Below are 18,360 nucleotides of genomic sequence, written 5' to 3'. Positions count from 1 at the left end.
TCACATGCCCAAACAAGTCGAATCCAAACCGGTCGCTGAGGCTGACGAGCGCTTGTACAAGGCGCCAGCGCTAGAGAAGGGGCTGGATATTCTGGAGTTGATAGCTGCGCAACGTGGCCCAATTACCGTTGCCGAAATCGTGCGTCAACTGGACCGATCCACCGGTGAACTTTTTCGCATGATCCAGGTGCTGGAATTTCGAGGTTTCTTGGAGCGAGCGCCTGGTACGGAGGGCTATCACCTGACCGATAAGCTGTTCGCTCTCAGCATGAACCAGCCTTCGGTTAAGGGGCTTATAGAGGTGGCGCTGCCCTGCATGCGCCAACTTTCGCAGAACATTGGGCAGTCCTGCCATTTGGTCATGCACTCGCAAGGCCAAATAGTCGTGGTCGCGCGCATGGAGTCCAGCGAAGACATCGGATTTTCGGTGCGCGTGGGCTATCGACGCCCCTTGATCAGTACTTTGTCTGGCGCAGTGCTGTACTCTTTTCAGAGTGAGCAAACTCGAGAGCGCTGGGCGCGTTGGTTCGACACCGGAGCCTCTGGCTATGAAGGCGAGATTGACGCCTTCATCAAGCGAGTGAACAAGATCTGTAAGGTGGGCTACGGAGTGTTACCGAGCAACTTTGTCGCCGGCGTTACTGACCTGTCGGCTCCAATCTGCCGAGGGGAGTTTGCGGCTGCGGCGCTTACGGTGCCCTTTGTCAAATCTTCCAGCATGGTCTGCACGCAAGATGAGGCAGTAACACAGCTGAGCGAGATTGCCGGCATGATCTCAAGTCAACTTGTGGTCAGCGACGCTCGGACCTAGATGGAGGCCGACAACAGGGCAGGCCAGGCCTGTGTTTCGCGGCTACTGTTTGAAATTGATGTCGGAGCGGGAAGCCAGTGGCCCTATCGGTCAACTTCGAATGAACCGAATCGGTATCACTTGCAAGTTCTTAACTGAGCCCACGGGGGAAGCTGCCGGGTCTGCTGCCGGTTCCCGATGCTGTAGCCAGTCAATCGTGGTTTCGCTCGATTTTCAGTAATTTTCTAGCCGCAGTGACGATCGTGAATTGCCTAGAACAGACCAAGCTGCATGGACCATGAGGTAAGTGAGTGCGTAGAGTGAAGCGCAATTCTCTGCTAGTGGCTTAGTTCGCTTTCCCAATGCCCTGGCTTCCCGTGATGGAAGACCTCGGGCGGTTCCAATTTAACGCAGGCCAAGATTGCAATCTGTTTGAGTCGGCTCAGGCTTGCCGCGAACCCACGATGGTCCTTCTTGGCGCGGATCAAGCAAGCGACGAGCGCCACTCCAATTGTGCGTGACTGTGTGATGGGCGCTTCGGCCCAAGGCGGCAAGTCGGCGTTCGTGTGGCTGCATACGAGCCGGTGCCAGGGTGTTCATCTGAGGCAACCAAGGCTAATTCGAGTGAGTCTTGACAGTCCCTAAAGTTTGTGCGTTGGATGCAGATCGCGAGAATTCCAACCGAAGGCGCAGCGTTGAGCCTCAGCCGCATTCGCGTCTCGCTACTTCAAGGTTTGCACGGTACTTTTACACAGCAGCTGGTGGCACATCCGCTGCGGATGCAGTCCAAGACTCTTGCAATTTCGGGGGATGGGTGGCTGTCTTGCCCCTAGTAATGGAAACTCATCATCGGTATTCACAGCAGCACTTGCAGTAGTGGGAGCTGGATCGCTTTGACATGTGCGAAGCGATTCGACCCGACGGGTGTTGCATTCTAACTTTGAATCCACCCAGGCTTACTTATCAGAGGTAAATATAGTGTCAGTTCAGCACAAACGCGTTGGAAAAAATGGCGTCATCGTCAGTAATCTATGTTTGGGAACAATGAATTTTGGATGGAAAACATCTGAAAAAGAAGCGTTCAAGATTATGGATAGGGCATTGGAGTTCGGGATTAACTTCTTTGATACTGCTGATGTGTATGGCGGTGAAAGCATCGGCGGAGATTTTCAAGAAAAAGGACTCACGGAGGAAATTATCGGACGATGGTTTGCTCAAGGTGGAGGCCGTAGAGAAGCAGTGGTTCTAGCTGCAAAGGTGTATGGCTCAGTGAAACGAAATGATCGTTTAAGAGAGCCCAATACCGATGGACTAAGCCTCTCTGCCATGAAAATCAAAAAGCACTGTGAAGACAGCTTGCGGCGGATGCAAACAGAATGGATTGATTTGTATCAAATGCATCATGTCGATCGAGAGTGCCCATGGAGTGAAGCCTGGGGTGCGATGCAGTCGTTACGGAGTCAGGGGAAAATTGTCTATAACGGTTCGAGCAATTTTGCAGGCTGGGATATTGCCACAGCTAACCAAGAGGCAGAAAAGCGTGGAATGCACGGTCTAATAGCAGAGCAAAGTGTCTACAGCCTTGTTAATCGAGCCGTCGAGCTTGAAGTTATTCCGTCCTGTCGCCACTATGGCATGGGATTTATGCCTTGGAGTCCCTTGGCAGGAGGCATATTGGCTGGCCTGCTAGATAAGTCCAAGGCGAGTAACCGTCGTAGCAGTCCAGAGATGGAGGCCACAATCAACAAGTGGCAGCACCAGCTAACTCAATATGAAGGGCTATGCAAAGAATTGGGCGAAGATCCTGCGGTCATCGGTTTGGCTTGGTTGCTACATAACCCAATTGTTACAGCTCCAATTATTGGGCCTCGAACTGTTGATCAATTGGATAGCGCCATTCGAGCTGCAGAGATCAATTTGGATGGGAGCACCCTGAAGCTTCTCGATGAGATTTTCCCGGGGCCGGGGGGTGAGGCTCCGTATGCGTACGCTTGGTGAGGGTAATTCGAATGAATCACACAAACTTAAGAGCTGTTATTGATATGATTGATTTGAGCGCTGTAAAGGCAGAGCAAAGTCAATCGGACTTCCAGGTTTTGTTGAAAACAGCCATAAAGTACCGAGTTAAATGTGTATTTGTGCTTCCGTCCCATACAAAACAAGTAATTGATGCGCTAAAAGATTATCCGGAAATATTGGTTGGTGGAGTTGTTGGTTTTCCTGGTGGAGGAACAACTACAGCAAGCAAAGTTTTTGAGTGTCAAGAGTTGCTTGGTATGGGGTGTAGCGAGATCGATATGGTCATGAACATCGCTCTTCTTAAATCTCGCAATTACGACGAGTTTGCCCTTGATATTAAATCGGTAGTAGATTGCGCTGGGGTTGCGCCGGTAAAAGTAATACTGGAATGCCACCACCTAACGGATGAGGAAATAGTCAAAGCCAGTGAGTTGGCTGCCTCTGCGGGGGCCGATTTTGTCAAGACGGGGACTGGCTGGGCGCCAACTGGGGCGACAGAGAGAAATGTTTCCTTGATGTCCAAGGCGGTTGCTGGCAAGTGCAAAGTAAAGGCCGCTGGAGGCGTGAGAGACTTGGAAACGTTCTGGGCTTTGCACGCTGCAGGGGCCACTCGCTTTGGCCTTGGTGTTGCTACTGCTTTGAATATTATTGAAGGTGCCTCGAGTGCCTTTGGTGGGGAGTACTAATGTCCTACGTTATCTCGTATGACTTTGGTACCGGTGGGGTGAAGGCCTGCTTGTTTGATTCGAAAGCTAAGTTGATTTCCTTTAGCTTTGAGTCGTACGAAACAAGATATCCTGCAGCCAATTATCGAGAGCAAAGTCCGGCCCATTGGTGGCAAGCATTTGTAAAGTCCACGAGAAATTTGCTTTCCGGTAGCAATGTAAATAGAGAAGAAATAATTTCCTTGGGGGTGTCTGGTCACAGCTTGGGATTGATTCCCTTGAGTGAAGGAGGACGCTTGCTAATGGAATGGACGCCAATATGGTCTGATTCAAGAGCGGATAAAGAAGCTGACGCCTTCTTTGAAGGGTACTCTCAGCTTGAATGGTATTTGACCTCGGGGAACGGTTTTCCTCCAGCACATTACCCACTTTTCAAGTTAATGTGGCTGCGGGAGAACGAGCCAGAAGTTTTTGAGAAGATGGCCATCTTTCTTGGCACGAAGGACTACCTGAACTATCTTTTGACAGGGAAGTTGGCAACTGATTATTCCTACGCTTCTGGTTCCGGTGCTTATGATCTGAATGGTTGGTGCTATTCATTGAGTATCCTAGATGCGGCCAACATTCCGAAGCGCCTATTCCCCGAGATCTATCCTTCTGATCATGTGCTTGGAACTTTGTTGCCTGAAGTTGCCGATCAGCTAGGGCTGCCAAATACAGTCAAGGTGGTGGTGGGGGGGGTAGATAATTCCTGTATGGCACTAGGGGCCGGGAATACTGCTGATGGTAAAGCCTACAACTCTCTTGGCTCTTCCAGTTGGATCGCTGTTTCTTCGAAAGAACCGATCTTGGATGTGAATACGAAGCCATTTGTATTTGCTCATGTTTTGCCGGAGCTTTTTACATCCGCGGCGGCTATTTTTTCCGCAGGCACATCGTTGAATTGGTACAAGCAGCAGGTAGTCGATCGATTTGTCCATCAGGTGGATTTCGATGCCTTGACTGAAGAAGCTAAATTGTCACCGCCAGGTGCGAATGGTGTTGTTTTCATTCCGCACCTCGCGGGAGGAAGTTCACTGGATTTGACTCCAAAGGTGAAGGGTGGATTTTTTGGGTTGGAATTAAAGCATACCAAATCGGATATGACCCGTGCTGTATTCGAAGGAATTACTTTTGGGCTGAGGGTTGCACTAGATGCACTGGCTGATGTCCAAAAGTTTGAAGATCGAATCAGAATTGTCGGCGGAGGGGGCAAGAATGAATTCTGGATGCAGCTATTTGCAAATGTTTTTAATTTGAAAGTCCAAACGACAAGCGTGAACCAACAGTGCGCCGCACTAGGGGCTGCTGCTTTGGCGGCTGTTGGTGGTAAGGTTTGGGATGACTATTCAATGATTGAGTCCGCACATTGTGATGAAAAGAATTTCTACCCCGAAGTTGATCTTGTCGCTTTCTATCAAGCGCGTTATGACTTATTTAAGTCTGTTGGCTTAAGAATGGCGCCAATATACAGGGACTTGTTTTGAATTTGGGGGTTGAATTCCGAGCTTGGATAAGCATTTGTAGCTTGCTAGGAGCAGGGGTTGACGTCGGTCTCTGAAGAGTATGGCTAGGCAGCCAGTAATTTCAGTGAAGGGCGTAAGAAATTTTGAGGTTTTCTTGATTGTTTCTTTGAGATTGTTGTTGGTGGGACTGGGCTGTTGTGATACAGCCAGACGGCGGCTATTTGGTCGGCAATCCTGCTGAAGACCTATGGGTCAATGCGAAGTGGTTCCGGATCCTGCGATTGGATGTGGTTGCGTGTGCTAATTGGTGTTTTCGCCTATGCTGCGCAGCGATACGCCGCGGGGCTTGTAGGAATCAATCCATAAAGCCGTGCAGTTGCCAAATTGCTGTTGCTCGCTCAACTTGCTGCGACAGAGCAAGTGTTCGGTACTTCTCAATGCGCCCAGAATGGAGTTGAGTTTGGTGCTGAAAGCCGCTCGCGTTACTTCGGATTTGTAGCGCCTTGGCTGGCAGGAGTGGTCTGTCTTGTGCTACAGCCGCACATGGCCGGCCCATTCATTTTTGTCCGAGAAATCTATCGCTTCGGCTTCACGAGATCGTTCTTCTCGGGCGGGTGTTCATGGATTCAGACTGGGTCGGGGGCCCAGTGACGCTGGTTCATTTTTAATGTGTGAGTCCGACGTTCGCGCCTAGCGAAGCTCCATCATGCGAAATGCTCCACTCCAGTGTGTTCCTAGATAGCGATGTGGAACGTTCCGGCCCGTTTCGGCAAGTTGGATTTGTGTGGTTGCTAGAACTCCGCAGTCTGAGTGCCTATTTGAGTCAAACAAGAGTAGTTCAAGCAATCCTTCTCGGCTTATACAGCTTTTGAATTGGGGTGTAGCCTGAGTCACATCCGGCTAGGTTTGCTGCGTTCGACCCTCGACGCTTGCGTTTCTTGGTCATGAAGGTTTGCTTCGAACTGGTGTGCGGAGCATGGTGGTACCACGAGCAAGGACTTAGATTCAAGTCTTTTGCAATTGAGGTGAGCTGGGTCTGCCTGTCCCTTGGGTATCAAAAATCGGCAAAAATATTAACATCAAGGGTTGCAGTAGTGTGAGACCGGACTACTTTCTCATCTGCGCAGGTTGCCAACTCATACGGTTTTGCGATTTCGATGTGAAGGCTGCGTGCAGAGTTTTAATTAAGGATCTTTAGAGCTTTGGTTTGAATGATTTCAACTGGCTCTCGGTGTTCTATTTGTTTGAATATTTAAAACTTAGATCAATGAAAAATTCTGTATTTCTGATCGGGAGTTACTTGAGTAATGATGTCAAAGCGGCGTCGTCTCTATTTAGGATAACCTGCGATCATCAAGGTGGAAATGCAGTTGTTGAGGATCTTGGTTTGCAGTCAATGGAGTTGACCCACTTTTCAGTGAAAGGCAGTGAATTGTATGTGGCTAACAAGATATTTTCTTATGAAGGGAAATATGATGGTGCTATATCTGCCTATAGAATGGAGGGTGAGGGTTTTTTGCTAACTAATGAGCGTTCCGCTATGGGTGCTGGCACTGTGTACACGTGCATTTCCATGGATGGGCGATTCATATATGTTTGTAACTATATGGATGGAAATGTCGTTGGCTATCGCCTAGTGGGTGATGGTGTTGGCGTGCCGGTTTGGATGGAACGATTGCATGGTTCGAGTGTTAATAGGGAAAGACAAGAAAGTCCTCACCCCCATGCTATTGAGGCCTCTCCATGTGGGAGATATTTTGCTGTGGCGGATTTGGGGTCAGATAAGGTTCTGTTGTTCGAGTGTGCCGGTGATAATGGCGTTCTAAGTTGCAATCAGAATCTTACAATTGAGTCAGCTGCTGGTTCTGGTCCAAGGCATGTGCGATTTCACCCTGCATACGGTCACATTTTTTATGTGACGCATGAAATGGGGGCATTCATCGCGGCGTATAAGTTGGACGGGCAGGCCTGCACCGAAGTAGGTAATTATCTTTTCCCCAATGCGGGTCAGGCTGGTGTTAGTGGTGCTGAAATTCAGTTTCATCCAAGTGGGAGGTACCTTTATGCTTCAAGTAGGGGTGATAATTTAATTCACCAGTATAGTGTTGAAGGTTCTAGTGGTGCGCTAGTTCTGGTGCAATCAGTTTTCTGTGGTGGCAATTGTCCTGTGAGTTTTGATGTTTCTTCGAACGGTCGGCACTTGTTGGTTTGCAATCAGCATTCTGATTGTGTGACTCTGTTTGATATTCATGAGGAAACTGGGGGGGTGTCATTCAGATCGGAATTCCAGATTTCTCATCCGATAATGACTTGTCGTATGTAGATTTACTCTTGCTTGCACCCCGGGCACTCGGCGGTGCACCATCCAGAGGTTGGACAGCGCGAACAAGGAGTGCAACTGCGCCGCGTCTTTCGCCAGCCCGCGGTAGCGCGCCTTTACGTAGCCGAACTGGTGCTTGATCACGAGGAACGGCTGTTACACCTTGGCGCGGATGCTGGACTTGAGTTTCTGCAGTTCGTCGATCATGGGGGTCGATTCCCGGCTCCTGTCCAGCGCCCTGCGCTTGGTCGGGCGCTTCGCGATATTCCAACGCACCAGCGGCTTGGCATCGGGCCGCTTGGCTGCACCCTGGTAGCCCGCATCTCCAAAGGCTTCGCTCTCGTCCTCATGCATTAGAGCGTTGGCCTCGGCCACATCGCCCACGCTGTGGGCCGTGCCGCGTACCGTGTGTACCAGTCCAGGTCCGACTCGGCGTCCACGCCGATGTGGGCCTTCATGCCGAAGTACCACTGGTTGCCCTTCTTGCTCTATTTCATCTCCGGCTCGAGCTCGCCATCAAGGTTCTTGGTCGAACTCGCTGCGGCGATCAAGGGGCATCGACCACGTTGCCCGCGCGCAGCATCAAGCTCTTGTTAGGCAGCAGATCGTTGATCGTCTGAGGAATCTTGGGGGTCAGCTTGTGTTTATCCAACATCCGGCGAAATCGCAGGATCGTCGTCTCGTCCTGCACGCGTTCTTCCCAGCCGCCCAATCCGGCGAAGTCGTGGAAAAGAGCCATGTTGTGCAGCGCCTCTTCCATCGCCGGAACGCTCAGACCGAACTAGTGCTGCATGAAGTGAATGTGCAGCATCACTTCAACTGCAAATGGTGGTCGATCGCGCCCGCCCTCGGGCATGAGCCGGCTGATCAATGCGACCAACTCCGACCACGGCGCCAGGCGGTCCTTCTCGTCGAAGAACACCCGGCGCCACGTGCGTTTGCTCAACTGAGCCAATCCCCAACTCGTCTGCTTCAGGGCCTGCATCGTCTCAGCTGTTCAGCCAGAGTGGTAGCTGATTTGCCTTGGGGTTTATGCAGACCATACTTAGCTCTCCAGTCGTATCAACAACTCCTTGGCTGTCACCATCTGGCCGGTGGCCACCAGCAGTTCGGCCACGCAACCATCTCTTTCAGCGAAGACCGACGATTCCATCTTCATGGATTCGATGCAGAGCAGGGTGTCACCGCGGCGAACACGTTGGCCCACGCGAACGGCCACGCTGGCGACCATGCCTGGCATGGGCGCGCCCACTTGGCTGTTGTCGCCGGGCTCGGCCTTGGCGCGGTCGCGGGTACCAGCTTGCTTGCCCGCGCGTTCCACGCGAAGCAGTCGGGGTTGGCCATTCACTTCAAAGAACAACTCTTGTGTCTCGTCGGCGTCTTCCGCGGTGGAGATGCCCTGCAACCGAATGGCCAGTGTTTTGCCGGCATCGATGCGTACGGCCAGTTCGTCACCTGCCTTGAGTCCATGGAAGAAGCTGGATGTGGGCAGTACGCTGACGTCACCGTAGTTGCGCAGGTGGGCGTGGTAGTCGGCAAACACCTTGGGGTACATGAGGTAGGAGGCCAGCTCTTGGTCGCTGGCGTGGTGGCCCGCGATCTTGGAGGCGTGGTTGCGCTCGGCCTCCAGATCCGCTGGCACCAGGCCCAGGCCGGGGCGGCCGGGCAGGGGAGACTCGCCTTGCAAGACCTTGGCTGCCAATTCGGCTGGGAACCCGTCGGTAGGCCTTCCCAGGTCACCCTTGAACAGCGAGACCACCGAGTCCGGGAAAGCAATGTCGCGCGCGGGATCCAGGACATCCTCGGCCGAGAGGCCATTCATGACCATGAAGAGGGCCATGTCGCCCACCACCTTTGAGGTGGGGGTGACCTTGACGATGTCGCCAAAAAGCTGGTTGACGTCAGCGTAGGCCTTCGCAATTTCGGACCAGCGGTGGGCAATGCCGAGGGATCGCGCTTGTTCGCGCAAGTTGGTCACCTGACCGCCCGGCATCTCGTGGCCGTACACCTCGGAGGTGCCAGCGCGCATTTCGGCTTCGAACGGGGCGTAGTGGCGGCGTACGCCTTCCCAGTAGGCCGAGATCTCTCGCATGGAGGTGGTGTTCAACTCGGGGCAGCGTTCCGTTCCGGCTAAGGCATCGGCGATGGCTGTGAGGTTGGGTTGCGAGGTCAGCCCCGACAGTGCATCCAGGGCTCCGTCCACCGCATCCACGCCAGCGTCGATCGCTGCCAGCACGGTGGCGGCAGAGATGCCCGAGGTATCGTGGGTGTGGAAGTGGATTGGCAAGCCGGTTTCCTCGCGCAGCACACGCACCAATTCTCGGATGGCGCGGGGGCGGCAGATTCCGGCCATGTCCTTGATGCCCAGCACGTGGGCGCCCGCACGTTCCAGCTCCTTGGCCATGGTGACATAGGCCTTCAGGCCGAACTTGGGTCGGCTGCTGTCGAAGAGGTCACCGGAGTAGCAGATCGTGCCCTCACACACTGCACCGGCTTCGATCACGGCGTCCATGGCAACGCGCATGTTCTCCACCCAGTTGAGCGAGTCGAACACGCGGAAGATGTCCACGCCGGTCTGAGCCGCCTGGCGAATGAAGAACTGGACTACGTTGTCCGGGTAGTTGGTGTAGCCCACTGCATTGGCTGAGCGCAGCAGCATTTGCAGTGGCAGGTTGGGCATGGCGGCACGCAGGCGACGCAGGCGGTCCCAGGGGTCTTCTTTCAGGAAGCGAAGGGCCACGTCGAAGGTGGCACCACCCCAGCACTCCACAGAGAGTAGGTGCGGCAGCATGCGTGCGTAGTAGGGCGCGATGTCAGCCATGTCCCGCGTACGCATGCGCGTGGCGAAGAGCGATTGGTGGGCATCGCGCATGCTGGTGTCGGTGAGCAGGACCTGCGGCTGTTCACGCATCCATGTGGCGAAGCCTTGCGGTCCCAGCAGACGCAAGCGGTCCCGTGTGCCGGCCGGCAATTCGCCATGACCGCCCTCGGCGGGCTTGTGCGCGGCGGGGATGGCATGCTCCGGCGCTTTGCGCCCCTTCATCTCAGGGTTGCCGTTGACGGTGACTTCGCCCAAGAAGCGCAGCAGGCGAGTGGCGCGGTCGCGGCGTGGCGCCAGGCGGAACAGCTCGGGCGTGTTGTCCAGGAACCGGGTGGTGCAGCTGCCGTCCGCAAAGCTGGGGTGGCGGATGACGTTCTCCAGAAACTGGAGGTTGGTGGCGACGCCGCGGATGCGGAACTCGCGCAAGGCGCGATCCATGCGCTGGATGGCCTCGGCCGGCGTTTGTCCGCGCGTGGTGACCTTGACTAACAAGGAATCAAAGAACGGGGTGATCACGGCGCCGCTGTAGGCGGTGCCGCCGTCCAGGCGCACGCCAAAGCCTGCGGCGCTGCGGTAGGCGCTGATGCGGCCATAGTCGGGAGCGAAGCCCTTTTCTGGGTCTTCTGTCGTGACCCGGCATTGCAGTGCATGGGCCTGCAGTCGGATGTCTTGCTGGGCAGGAACGCCGGACGCTGCTCCACCGATGCGTGCACCCTGGCTGACGCGGATTTGCGCTTTGACAATGTCGATGCCGGTCACTTCCTCGGTGACAGTGTGTTCGACCTGGATGCGCGGGTTCACCTCGATGAAGTAGTACTGCTCGCTGTCCACGTCATACAGAAACTCCACCGTACCGGCGTGGGTGTAGCCCACGCGATGACAGAGCTTGAGCGCGCTGGCGCAAAGGGCCTGGCGTTGGGTGTCTTCGAGGTAAGGGGCTGGTGCTCGTTCCACCACCTTTTGATTGCGCCGCTGTACCGAGCAGTCGCGTTCAAAGAGGTGCACAAGCTGGCCATGCAAGTCGCCAAGGATCTGGACTTCCACGTGGCGAGCACGGCGGATGAGCTTTTCCAAGTACACCTCGTCGTTGCCGAAGGCGGCCAGTGCCTCACGCCGACCGGCGGCCACTTGTTCCAGCAGCTGATCGGCCGACTCGATCGCGCGCATACCCCGCCCACCGCCACCCCAGCTGGCTTTTAGCATCAGGGGATAACCGATCTCGGCGGCGATGCGGAGTTGCTCATCTGGTTCTTGGGGCAGGGCCTGCGATGCGGGGATGACTGGCACGCCCGCGGCCATGGCCGCAGTTCGGGCGGCCACCTTGTTGCCCAAGGTTCGCATGACCTCTGCCGTGGGGCCGATGAAGCAGATCCCCTCTTTGGCGCAGGCATCAGCGAACTCTGGGTTTTCGGATAGGAATCCGTAGCCGGGGTGAATGGCATCGGCGCCGGCTTCCCGGGCGATGCGCATGATGTCGGGAATGTCCAGATAGGCGGCAATGGGCTTCTTGCCCTCGCCCACGAGATAGCTCTCATCCGCCTTCAGGCGGTGCAAGGCAAAGCGGTCTTCGTTGGCATAGATGCCCACCGTGCGTATGCCGAGCTCGCTGGCCGCGCGCATCACCCGAATGGCGATCTCGCCTCGATTGGCGACCAGCAGGGTCTTGATCTTGTTCACAAATGCTCCGTTCCGATTGCTAATAAATCAGGCAGCGCTCCGCAGCGGCACTGCGCCCTGGTCAAGCAAGGGCGGGGCCGGCAAGAAGTGCTGTGTAGCGCTGGTGTCCTCAGTTGGCGGGCGGAATCACGCCTTTGGTCAGGATCACATTGCCGTACAGCTTTGTTTCTCCGGTTGCGATCACGAGGTAGCTGCGGGCGGCGCGCTCGTAGAAGGCGTGGCGCTCGATCTTCCCGAGTTGGCCAAACGCGGAACCGGACTGCTTCACCACGATGTCCCGGTACTCGTTGGCAATGGGGGGCGCATCCTCGCTTCCGACGACTTGCATCACATGGGCTGCAGCGTCGACATAGGTGTCGAGTGGCAGCAGAGACAAGACAGCTGTCAGCACATGCGTAGACGAAACGCCATCCAGTCGGACGAGTCTTTGGGCGACGCGCTGAGCGGGGAAATTGGCGTCAACGATGGCCACTTCGTCGCCGTGCCCCATGGCGCGTAGGTGTGCCAGCAGCTCGGGGGAAAGGATGGGGTCGATGTTCTTAAGCATGATCAGAGGGCTATCCGTAGTGAAGACCGGCCGAAGGGCTCTTTAATGTCACTGGTAGAATAACAGTTCATCAGTGAAAATCACAGGCATGATCGCCATGTTGTCGGCAATGGGCGTTTTGTATCTGTTGACAAGATTTTTGTTGACCTTTGTTCATCCATGAATGTACGATTCATGAATGAAATTTACGGCAGGATTTGAAGCCTGCAATCTTGTGCGCAACCCGGCGGAGCTAGGCGATGAGACTGAACCAGAAGACCATCTTGATCACGGCAGCAGGTCAGGGAATTGGGAGGGCAAGTGTGCTGGCGTGTGCCGCGCAGGGTGCGCGTGTCATCGCCACCGACATCAATCAGGACTTGTTGGATCGCCTGAAGGCTGACGCCCCGGGCGTTGAAGTGCATCGTTTGGATGTGATGGATGCTTCGGCGATCCTGGCGCTTGCTCAGCGGGTCGGTGAAATTGATGCGCTCTTCAACTGCGCCGGTTATGTGCACAACGGCAGCGTCTTGAACTGTGAGGAAAAGGATTGGGCATTCAGCTTTGAGCTGAATGTGACCAGCATGTACCGGATGATTCGTGCCTTTTTGCCAGGCATGCTGGCCAAGTCCGAACGGACGGGCGGCAGCGCTTCCATCTTGAACATGGCTTCGATGGCCTCATCGATCAAAGGCTTTGCCAATCGAACAGCCTACGGAGCCAGCAAAGCGGCAGTGATCGGCTTGACCAAGGGCGTGGCAGCGGACTTTGTTCGCGCCGGCTTGCGTTGCAATGCCATCTGCCCGGGCACAGTGGACACGCCTTCGCTGCGTGAGCGAATTGCAGCCAATCCGGATCCGATTCAAGCAGAAAAGGACTTCATTGCGCGCCAGCCTATGGGGCGTCTTGCGACCGTAGACGACATCGTCCCTCAGGTGGTCTATCTGTTGAGCGATGAATCCAGCTTTGTGACCGGTCAGGCCATTCTGGTCGACGGAGGGGTGACGATTTGAAGCCAGATGCGACTGGTTCTCGGTCTGCAGGGGCGGTTCGCCTCGACAGTCACCACCATTTCTGGCGACCGTCGCGAGGTGACTATCACTGGATGTCGCCGGACGACCCAGCGCTCGCTCCACTGAGACGAGACTTTCTGCCGCCGGAGCTTGCCGCTCTGATGCAGGCGGCAGATGTCCGGCATTCGGTTCTAGTCCAGGCTGCAGCAACGGAGGCGGAGACTGCTTTCATGCTGGAAATCGCCGAGGTGACGCCTTGGGTCGCTGGAGTGGTGGGTTGGGTTGACCTAGCAGCCCCAGATTGCGTCTCGCGACTCATCCGAATGGCAACCAACTCAAAGCTCCGCGGCATACGTCCGATGCTGCAGGATTTGCCGGACCCACATTGGCTGCTACGGGCGCCAGGCGCGCAGGTCTGGGACGCCATGACGCTTCTGGAGCTGAAGTTGGACGCACTGGTGAAGGTGGACCATCTGCCTATGCTGGAGCTGTTCGCCCGGCAGCATGCGGGACTTGAGGTGGTTATCGACCACGCCGCCAAACCCGCCCTGCGGGATGGATGGTCCAGCGACGGCATGAGCTACTGGCGCTCGCAGATGCGCTCCTTGGCACAGCAGCCTCAGTTGCATTGCAAGTTCTCAGGGCTGTTCAACGAGGCCTCAGTTACTGACGTGGCCACGATGGACAAGGCGCTCCATGCGATCCGACCCGTTTGGGAGTTCCTGTTGGAGCATTTTGGTCCCAGTCGACTTATGTGGGGCAGTGACTGGCCTGTGCTCAATTTAGCCGGCAACTACGAACGTTGGGTCGCGGTGAGTGATGCGCTCATCGGCGAGTTGTCACCCCATGAACAGAATCAGATCTGGTCGGCGAACGCTGTGGCGTTCTACGGCCTGAAGGTCTGAGCTTGAACACTCAGGATTGAATTTATGAAACTACTTCGAGTCGGCCCGAAGGGCCAAGAGAAACCCGCTTTGCTGGATTCGCAAGGAAAGCTTCGCGATTTGTCCGGCGTGGTCCCGGATCTCGCTGGGGATGTGCTGCTGCCTGAGGGCTTGGCTTTCCTGCGCTCGGTGGATCAATCGCTGCTCCCTGAGATCGAGGGCGTCCTTGGGAGTGACATTCGTGTGGGGCCTTGTGTGGCGCGCGTGGGCAAGTTCATTTGCATTGGCTTGAATTACGCTGATCACGCTGCTGAGTCTGGCATGCCAGTCCCTTCGGAGCCGGTCGTATTTGGCAAGTGGACAAGCGCCATCGTCGGGCCGAACGATCCGGTTGAGATCCCTCGTGGCTCGGTGAAGACCGACTGGGAGGTGGAGTTGGGTGTGGTGATCGGCCGTGAAGGTCGCTACATCAAAGAGGAAGATGCGCTGTCGCACGTGGCCGGCTATTGCGTGATCAACGATGTCTCCGAGCGCGAGTTCCAGCTGGAGCGCGGTACGCAGTGGGATAAAGGCAAGGGCTGCGACACCTTCGGTCCCATCGGCCCGTGGCTGGTGACTGCTGACGAGGTTCCGGACCCTCAGAACCTCGACCTTTGGCTCGAAGTGGATGGGCACCGCTACCAGACCGGCAACACGCGCACCATGGTGTTTGGTGTCGCGTATCTGGTGAGTTATCTCAGCCGCTTCATGAGCCTGCAACCAGGCGACATCATTTCCACAGGAACGCCTCCAGGCGTCGGCCTCGGTCAAAAGCCGACGCCTGTCTACCTTCGCGCTGGACAAACCATCCATTTGGGCATCCAGGGCCTGGGTGAGCAGCGTCAGACGACCGTACAGGCCTGAGTTCCGCCAGCCTTCTATTTCACAAAGTTAGCCCAACACCATGCCAGTGATTCGCAATTTGCGCGTGCTCGATGTGCGCTTCCCAACTTCACAGAGTCTGGATGGCAGCGATGCCATGAATCCGGATCCCGATTACTCAGCGGCCTACGTGATCCTTGAGACCGATCAACCTGGCCTGGAAGGTCATGGATTGACCTTCACCATCGGGCGGGGCAACGAGATCTGCTGCGCTGCGATTGATGCCATGCGCCATATGGTGCTTGGGCTGGACTTGGACTGGATCGCCGCTGACATGGGGCGATTCTGGCGTCACATCACTTCTGACAGCCAACTTCGTTGGATCGGGCCCGATAAGGGGGCGATTCATCTTGCCACCGGTGCGGTGGTCAACGCAGTGTGGGATCTGTGGGCCAAGTCGGTCGGAAAGCCGGTGTGGCAGTTGGTGGCGGACATGAGCCCCGAGGAACTGGTTCGCTGCATCGACTTCCGCTACATCACAGATTGCATCACCCCAGAGGAGGCACTGGTTCTGCTGACGGAACGGGCCAAAGGCAAGGCCGAGCGCATCGCCACGCTGAAGACTGAAGGTTTCCCTTGCTACACCACATCGGCTGGTTGGTTGGGGTATGACGACGCCAAACTGCGCCGTCTGTGCCAGGAGGCTGTGGATGCGGGCTTCAACCACATCAAACTCAAGGTCGGCCGGGATCGTGAGGACGATGTACGCCGCCTTCGCATTGCGCGTGAAGTGCTCGGCGCAGATCGCAAGCTGATGATCGATGCGAATCAGGTGTGGGAAGTGCCGCAGGCGATTGATTGGCTGAAGGACTTGGCGTTCGCCAATCCTTGGTTTATCGAAGAGCCGACGAGCCCAGATGATGTTGAGGGCCACCGTGCCATTCGCGAGGCCGTGCTGCCGATGAAGGTGGCCACCGGTGAAATGTGCCAGAACCGCATCATTTTCAAACAGCTCATCATGCGTGGGGCAATCGATGTCGTGCAAATCGACTCTTGCCGCCTGGGTGGTGTGAACGAAGTGTTGGCTGTGATGTTGATGGCTGCCAAGTACGATCTGCCGGTGTGCCCGCATGCGGGTGGCGTTGGCCTGTGCGAATACGTGCAGCATCTGTCAATGATTGACTATCTGTGCATAGCCGGTACACGTGAAGGCCGGGTGATTGAGTTTGTCGATCATTTGCACGAGCACTTCGAAGATCCTTGCGTGATCAAGAATGCTGCCTATATGCCGCCCACAAAGCCTGGCTATTCCATCACCATGAAGACCGCTTCCTTGGCGGCTCACATTCATAAGCGCGATTGAGTCGACTCAGCTCGCATCTGGAGATTCCATGCAATTGCATTTGGATAACAAGGTCGTCATCGTGACTGGGGGCGGGGCAGGGATTGGCGGAGCCATTACCTTGGCGCTTGCTGCTGAGGGTGCGATTCCTGTTGTGTTTGGTCGAAGTGCGCTTAATCCTGATTTCGAGCAAAGCCTGCACGCGTTGCAGCCATCGGCGCGCTTCTATCAACTCGACCTCTCCGATGAGGTGGCTTGCCGGATGGCGGTGGATCGATGCGTTCAAGAGTTTGGCGCGATCTATGGCCTGGTCAACAACGCAGGCGTCAACGACAACGTCGGTTTGGATGCAGGCCTGGCCGACTTCCAGGCTTCGCTCGTGCGCAATCTGCATCACTACTATCTGATGGCCCACTTGTGCGTGCCGCACTTGCGCAAGAGTCGCGGAGCCATAGTCAATATTTCATCGAAGACGGCAGTCACTGGGCAAGGAAACACAAGCGGCTACTGTGCGGCCAAAGGCGCTCAGCTCTCGCTCACACGAGAGTGGGCGGCGGCACTTCGAGGTGATGGGGTTCGGGTCAATGCGGTGGTGCCTGCTGAAGTCATGACGCCGCTGTATCGAGAGTGGCTCAGCAGCTTTGCGGATCCCGACCAGAAAGTTGCTGAGATCACGAAGCGAATTCCCCTGGGTCAGCGAATGACCACGGCAGAGGAGATCGCGGCGCAAGTCGTCTTTCTCATGTCGGTGCGTGCAGGGCACACGACAGGCCAGTGGGTGTTTGTCGATGGCGGCTACACGCATCTGGACCGTGCGTTGGATTGAGTTACTGCTCTCTGAGTAGGGAGTGTGGTGAAGTCCGCACGACAGTGGGGCTCTGTGTTCTCTTCGTTTGAGGGGCAGTGATATGACCGCGCGTTGGAGGCTATTTCTGTTCTGGAGCGCAGGAGCGACTCTTGGACTGTTTGGCTGGGTGTTCTGGCCGGTTGAGTCCTCTGGGGGCATGCCGCATGTTCTTGTTGACACAAGGGATGCTGAAGCTGAGCTGGAAGTTTCTCCTGTGCGAAGGGCGCCTTCGCGGACGCAGGTCATTGAGCCGCCTGACCGGGCAGACCGAGATCTTCTCGGGGTTGGCTCGGAGGGCTTTGGCCCTCATATAGAAGCCGTACTGAATCGCGGAACCCCACGACAGGCCCAGTGGCTGTTGGAGCAATTGATGAATTGTCTCCCTGCAAATCCGATAAGTCGTACACAGCCAGCTGTCGCTTGCGTTGGTGTGGATTCGGGGCGGCTGAAGCAAGCAGATGAGCTCGCGCAAAAGGCGATCAAATCTGAGCTACTCGGTTCCGCGCCAGTCTTCGCACAGTGGGTTATTCAGCGGCATCCCTCCAGTGCCAGTTGGCGCGAAGCAGCGCGCAGCGCGCTGAACGAAAGCGTCGGCCGAGGCGATGGAAATGCTTTGCGGTTTGTGGCGGAGCAGGGCGGGGCTGTTGGGTTCTCTGCTGTTGAGCGCCACGCGCATGGCGCTGTCTTCGAGGCGCACTGGGGACGTGGACCATACAGAGATCCCAATCTTCTTGATCCTCGGCCGCTGTATTCCATGCATCAAAGGGTCACCGCCGTTTTGAGTGAAGTAGATAGTGCGCAGGTGCAAGCAATCGCTTGGGCACTTAGCAGGCAGTTTCCTCGCCGAGAGGCAATCTAGGTACATCCGATTTGAACTGCTGACCTTGTCTTGTGCGGTTCCCTCGCTGAATGGTGAACAGCGGTGTGCGCGCCATGTCGTGGATCAGCACGCGGACCATGAGTGCTCCTTTGGAGCAAGGTAGCCGGACACATAGACCTATTCCGCTTGCTCGGGTGCCGAGTTCAAGTGGCTGGTTGTTTCTGAATCGAGTGGTCCTTGTTCTGGACCCATCCCGCGGCTGGAAATGCA

The 18,360-nt window shown here is 55.8% G+C and carries 12 protein-coding genes and 1 pseudogene; 10 read left to right on the top strand and 3 right to left on the bottom strand.

The features are described 5' to 3' along the window. Positions 1 to 4 precede the first annotated feature (4 nt). From ACQY39_RS19190 to ACQY39_RS19170, 5 genes are all read left to right on the top strand, one after another. Positions 5 to 811, top strand: coding sequence for an IclR family transcriptional regulator (locus tag ACQY39_RS19190; protein ID WP_428508957.1), 807 nt, complete (start codon positions 5 to 7; stop codon positions 809 to 811). A gap of 957 nt (positions 812 to 1,768) precedes the next feature. After that, positions 1,769 to 2,788 carry an aldo/keto reductase gene (locus ACQY39_RS19185; protein WP_428508955.1) on the top strand — a complete coding sequence of 340 codons (1,020 nt, stop codon included), beginning with the start codon at positions 1,769 to 1,771 and terminating at the stop codon, positions 2,786 to 2,788. Positions 2,789 to 2,799: 11 nt separating this feature from the next. Beyond that, on the top strand, positions 2,800 to 3,495 hold the full coding sequence (deoC, locus tag ACQY39_RS19180) for a deoxyribose-phosphate aldolase (protein WP_428508953.1): 696 nt from the start codon (positions 2,800 to 2,802) through the stop codon (positions 3,493 to 3,495). Beyond that, positions 3,495 to 5,000: a xylulokinase gene (locus ACQY39_RS19175; RefSeq protein ID WP_428508951.1), complete on the top strand. Its 1,506-nt coding sequence runs from the start codon at positions 3,495 to 3,497 to the stop codon at positions 4,998 to 5,000. Before deoC ends, ACQY39_RS19175 begins: the two co-directional genes overlap by 1 nt. 1,186 nt (positions 5,001 to 6,186) lie before the next feature. Beyond that, complete coding sequence (locus tag ACQY39_RS19170; RefSeq protein WP_428508949.1) at positions 6,187 to 7,302, top strand: lactonase family protein; 1,116 nt, start codon at positions 6,187 to 6,189, stop codon at positions 7,300 to 7,302. Here ACQY39_RS19170 and ACQY39_RS19165 read toward each other — a convergent pair. The 3 genes and pseudogenes from ACQY39_RS19165 to ACQY39_RS19155 form a co-directional block, all read right to left on the bottom strand. Then, positions 7,249 to 8,275, bottom strand: a pseudogene (locus ACQY39_RS19165) (IS5 family transposase). The gene ACQY39_RS19170 and the pseudogene ACQY39_RS19165 sit on opposite strands and share 54 nt — an antisense overlap. A gap of 69 nt (positions 8,276 to 8,344) precedes the next feature. Then, positions 8,345 to 11,797: a pyruvate carboxylase gene (locus ACQY39_RS19160; protein WP_428508947.1), complete on the bottom strand. Its 3,453-nt coding sequence runs from the start codon at positions 11,795 to 11,797 to the stop codon at positions 8,345 to 8,347. Positions 11,798 to 11,906: 109 nt separating this feature from the next. Further along, complete coding sequence (locus tag ACQY39_RS19155; RefSeq protein WP_428508945.1) at positions 11,907 to 12,344, bottom strand: RbsD/FucU family protein; 438 nt, start codon at positions 12,342 to 12,344, stop codon at positions 11,907 to 11,909. A gap of 239 nt (positions 12,345 to 12,583) precedes the next feature. Here ACQY39_RS19155 and ACQY39_RS19150 point away from each other — a divergent pair, with 239 nt between their 5' ends. The 5 genes from ACQY39_RS19150 to ACQY39_RS19130 are packed head-to-tail and all read left to right on the top strand — an operon-like array spanning position 12,584 to position 17,249. Beyond that, on the top strand, positions 12,584 to 13,336 hold the full coding sequence (locus ACQY39_RS19150; RefSeq protein ID WP_263568881.1) for an SDR family oxidoreductase: 753 nt from the start codon (positions 12,584 to 12,586) through the stop codon (positions 13,334 to 13,336). Beyond that, a complete protein-coding gene (locus ACQY39_RS19145; protein ID WP_428508943.1) occupies positions 13,333 to 14,241 on the top strand; it encodes an amidohydrolase family protein in 909 nt (302 codons plus the stop codon). The genes ACQY39_RS19150 and ACQY39_RS19145 overlap by 4 nt, the downstream gene beginning before the upstream one ends. 24 nt (positions 14,242 to 14,265) lie before the next feature. Then, positions 14,266 to 15,123, top strand: coding sequence for an ureidoglycolate lyase (locus ACQY39_RS19140; RefSeq protein ID WP_428508941.1), 858 nt, complete (start codon positions 14,266 to 14,268; stop codon positions 15,121 to 15,123). A gap of 40 nt (positions 15,124 to 15,163) precedes the next feature. Next, complete coding sequence (locus ACQY39_RS19135) at positions 15,164 to 16,444, top strand: L-fuconate dehydratase (protein ID WP_428508940.1); 1,281 nt, start codon at positions 15,164 to 15,166, stop codon at positions 16,442 to 16,444. 28 nt (positions 16,445 to 16,472) lie between these two features. Continuing rightward, complete coding sequence (locus tag ACQY39_RS19130) at positions 16,473 to 17,249, top strand: SDR family oxidoreductase (RefSeq protein ID WP_428508938.1); 777 nt, start codon at positions 16,473 to 16,475, stop codon at positions 17,247 to 17,249. Positions 17,250 to 18,360: the final 1,111 nt, after the last annotated feature.

The sequence above is a fragment of the Roseateles sp. genome, from assembly GCF_965262435.1.
Taxonomy (GTDB): domain Bacteria; phylum Pseudomonadota; class Gammaproteobacteria; order Burkholderiales; family Burkholderiaceae_C; genus Paucibacter_A.
This window is presented reverse-complemented; position numbering and strand designations above follow the sequence as displayed.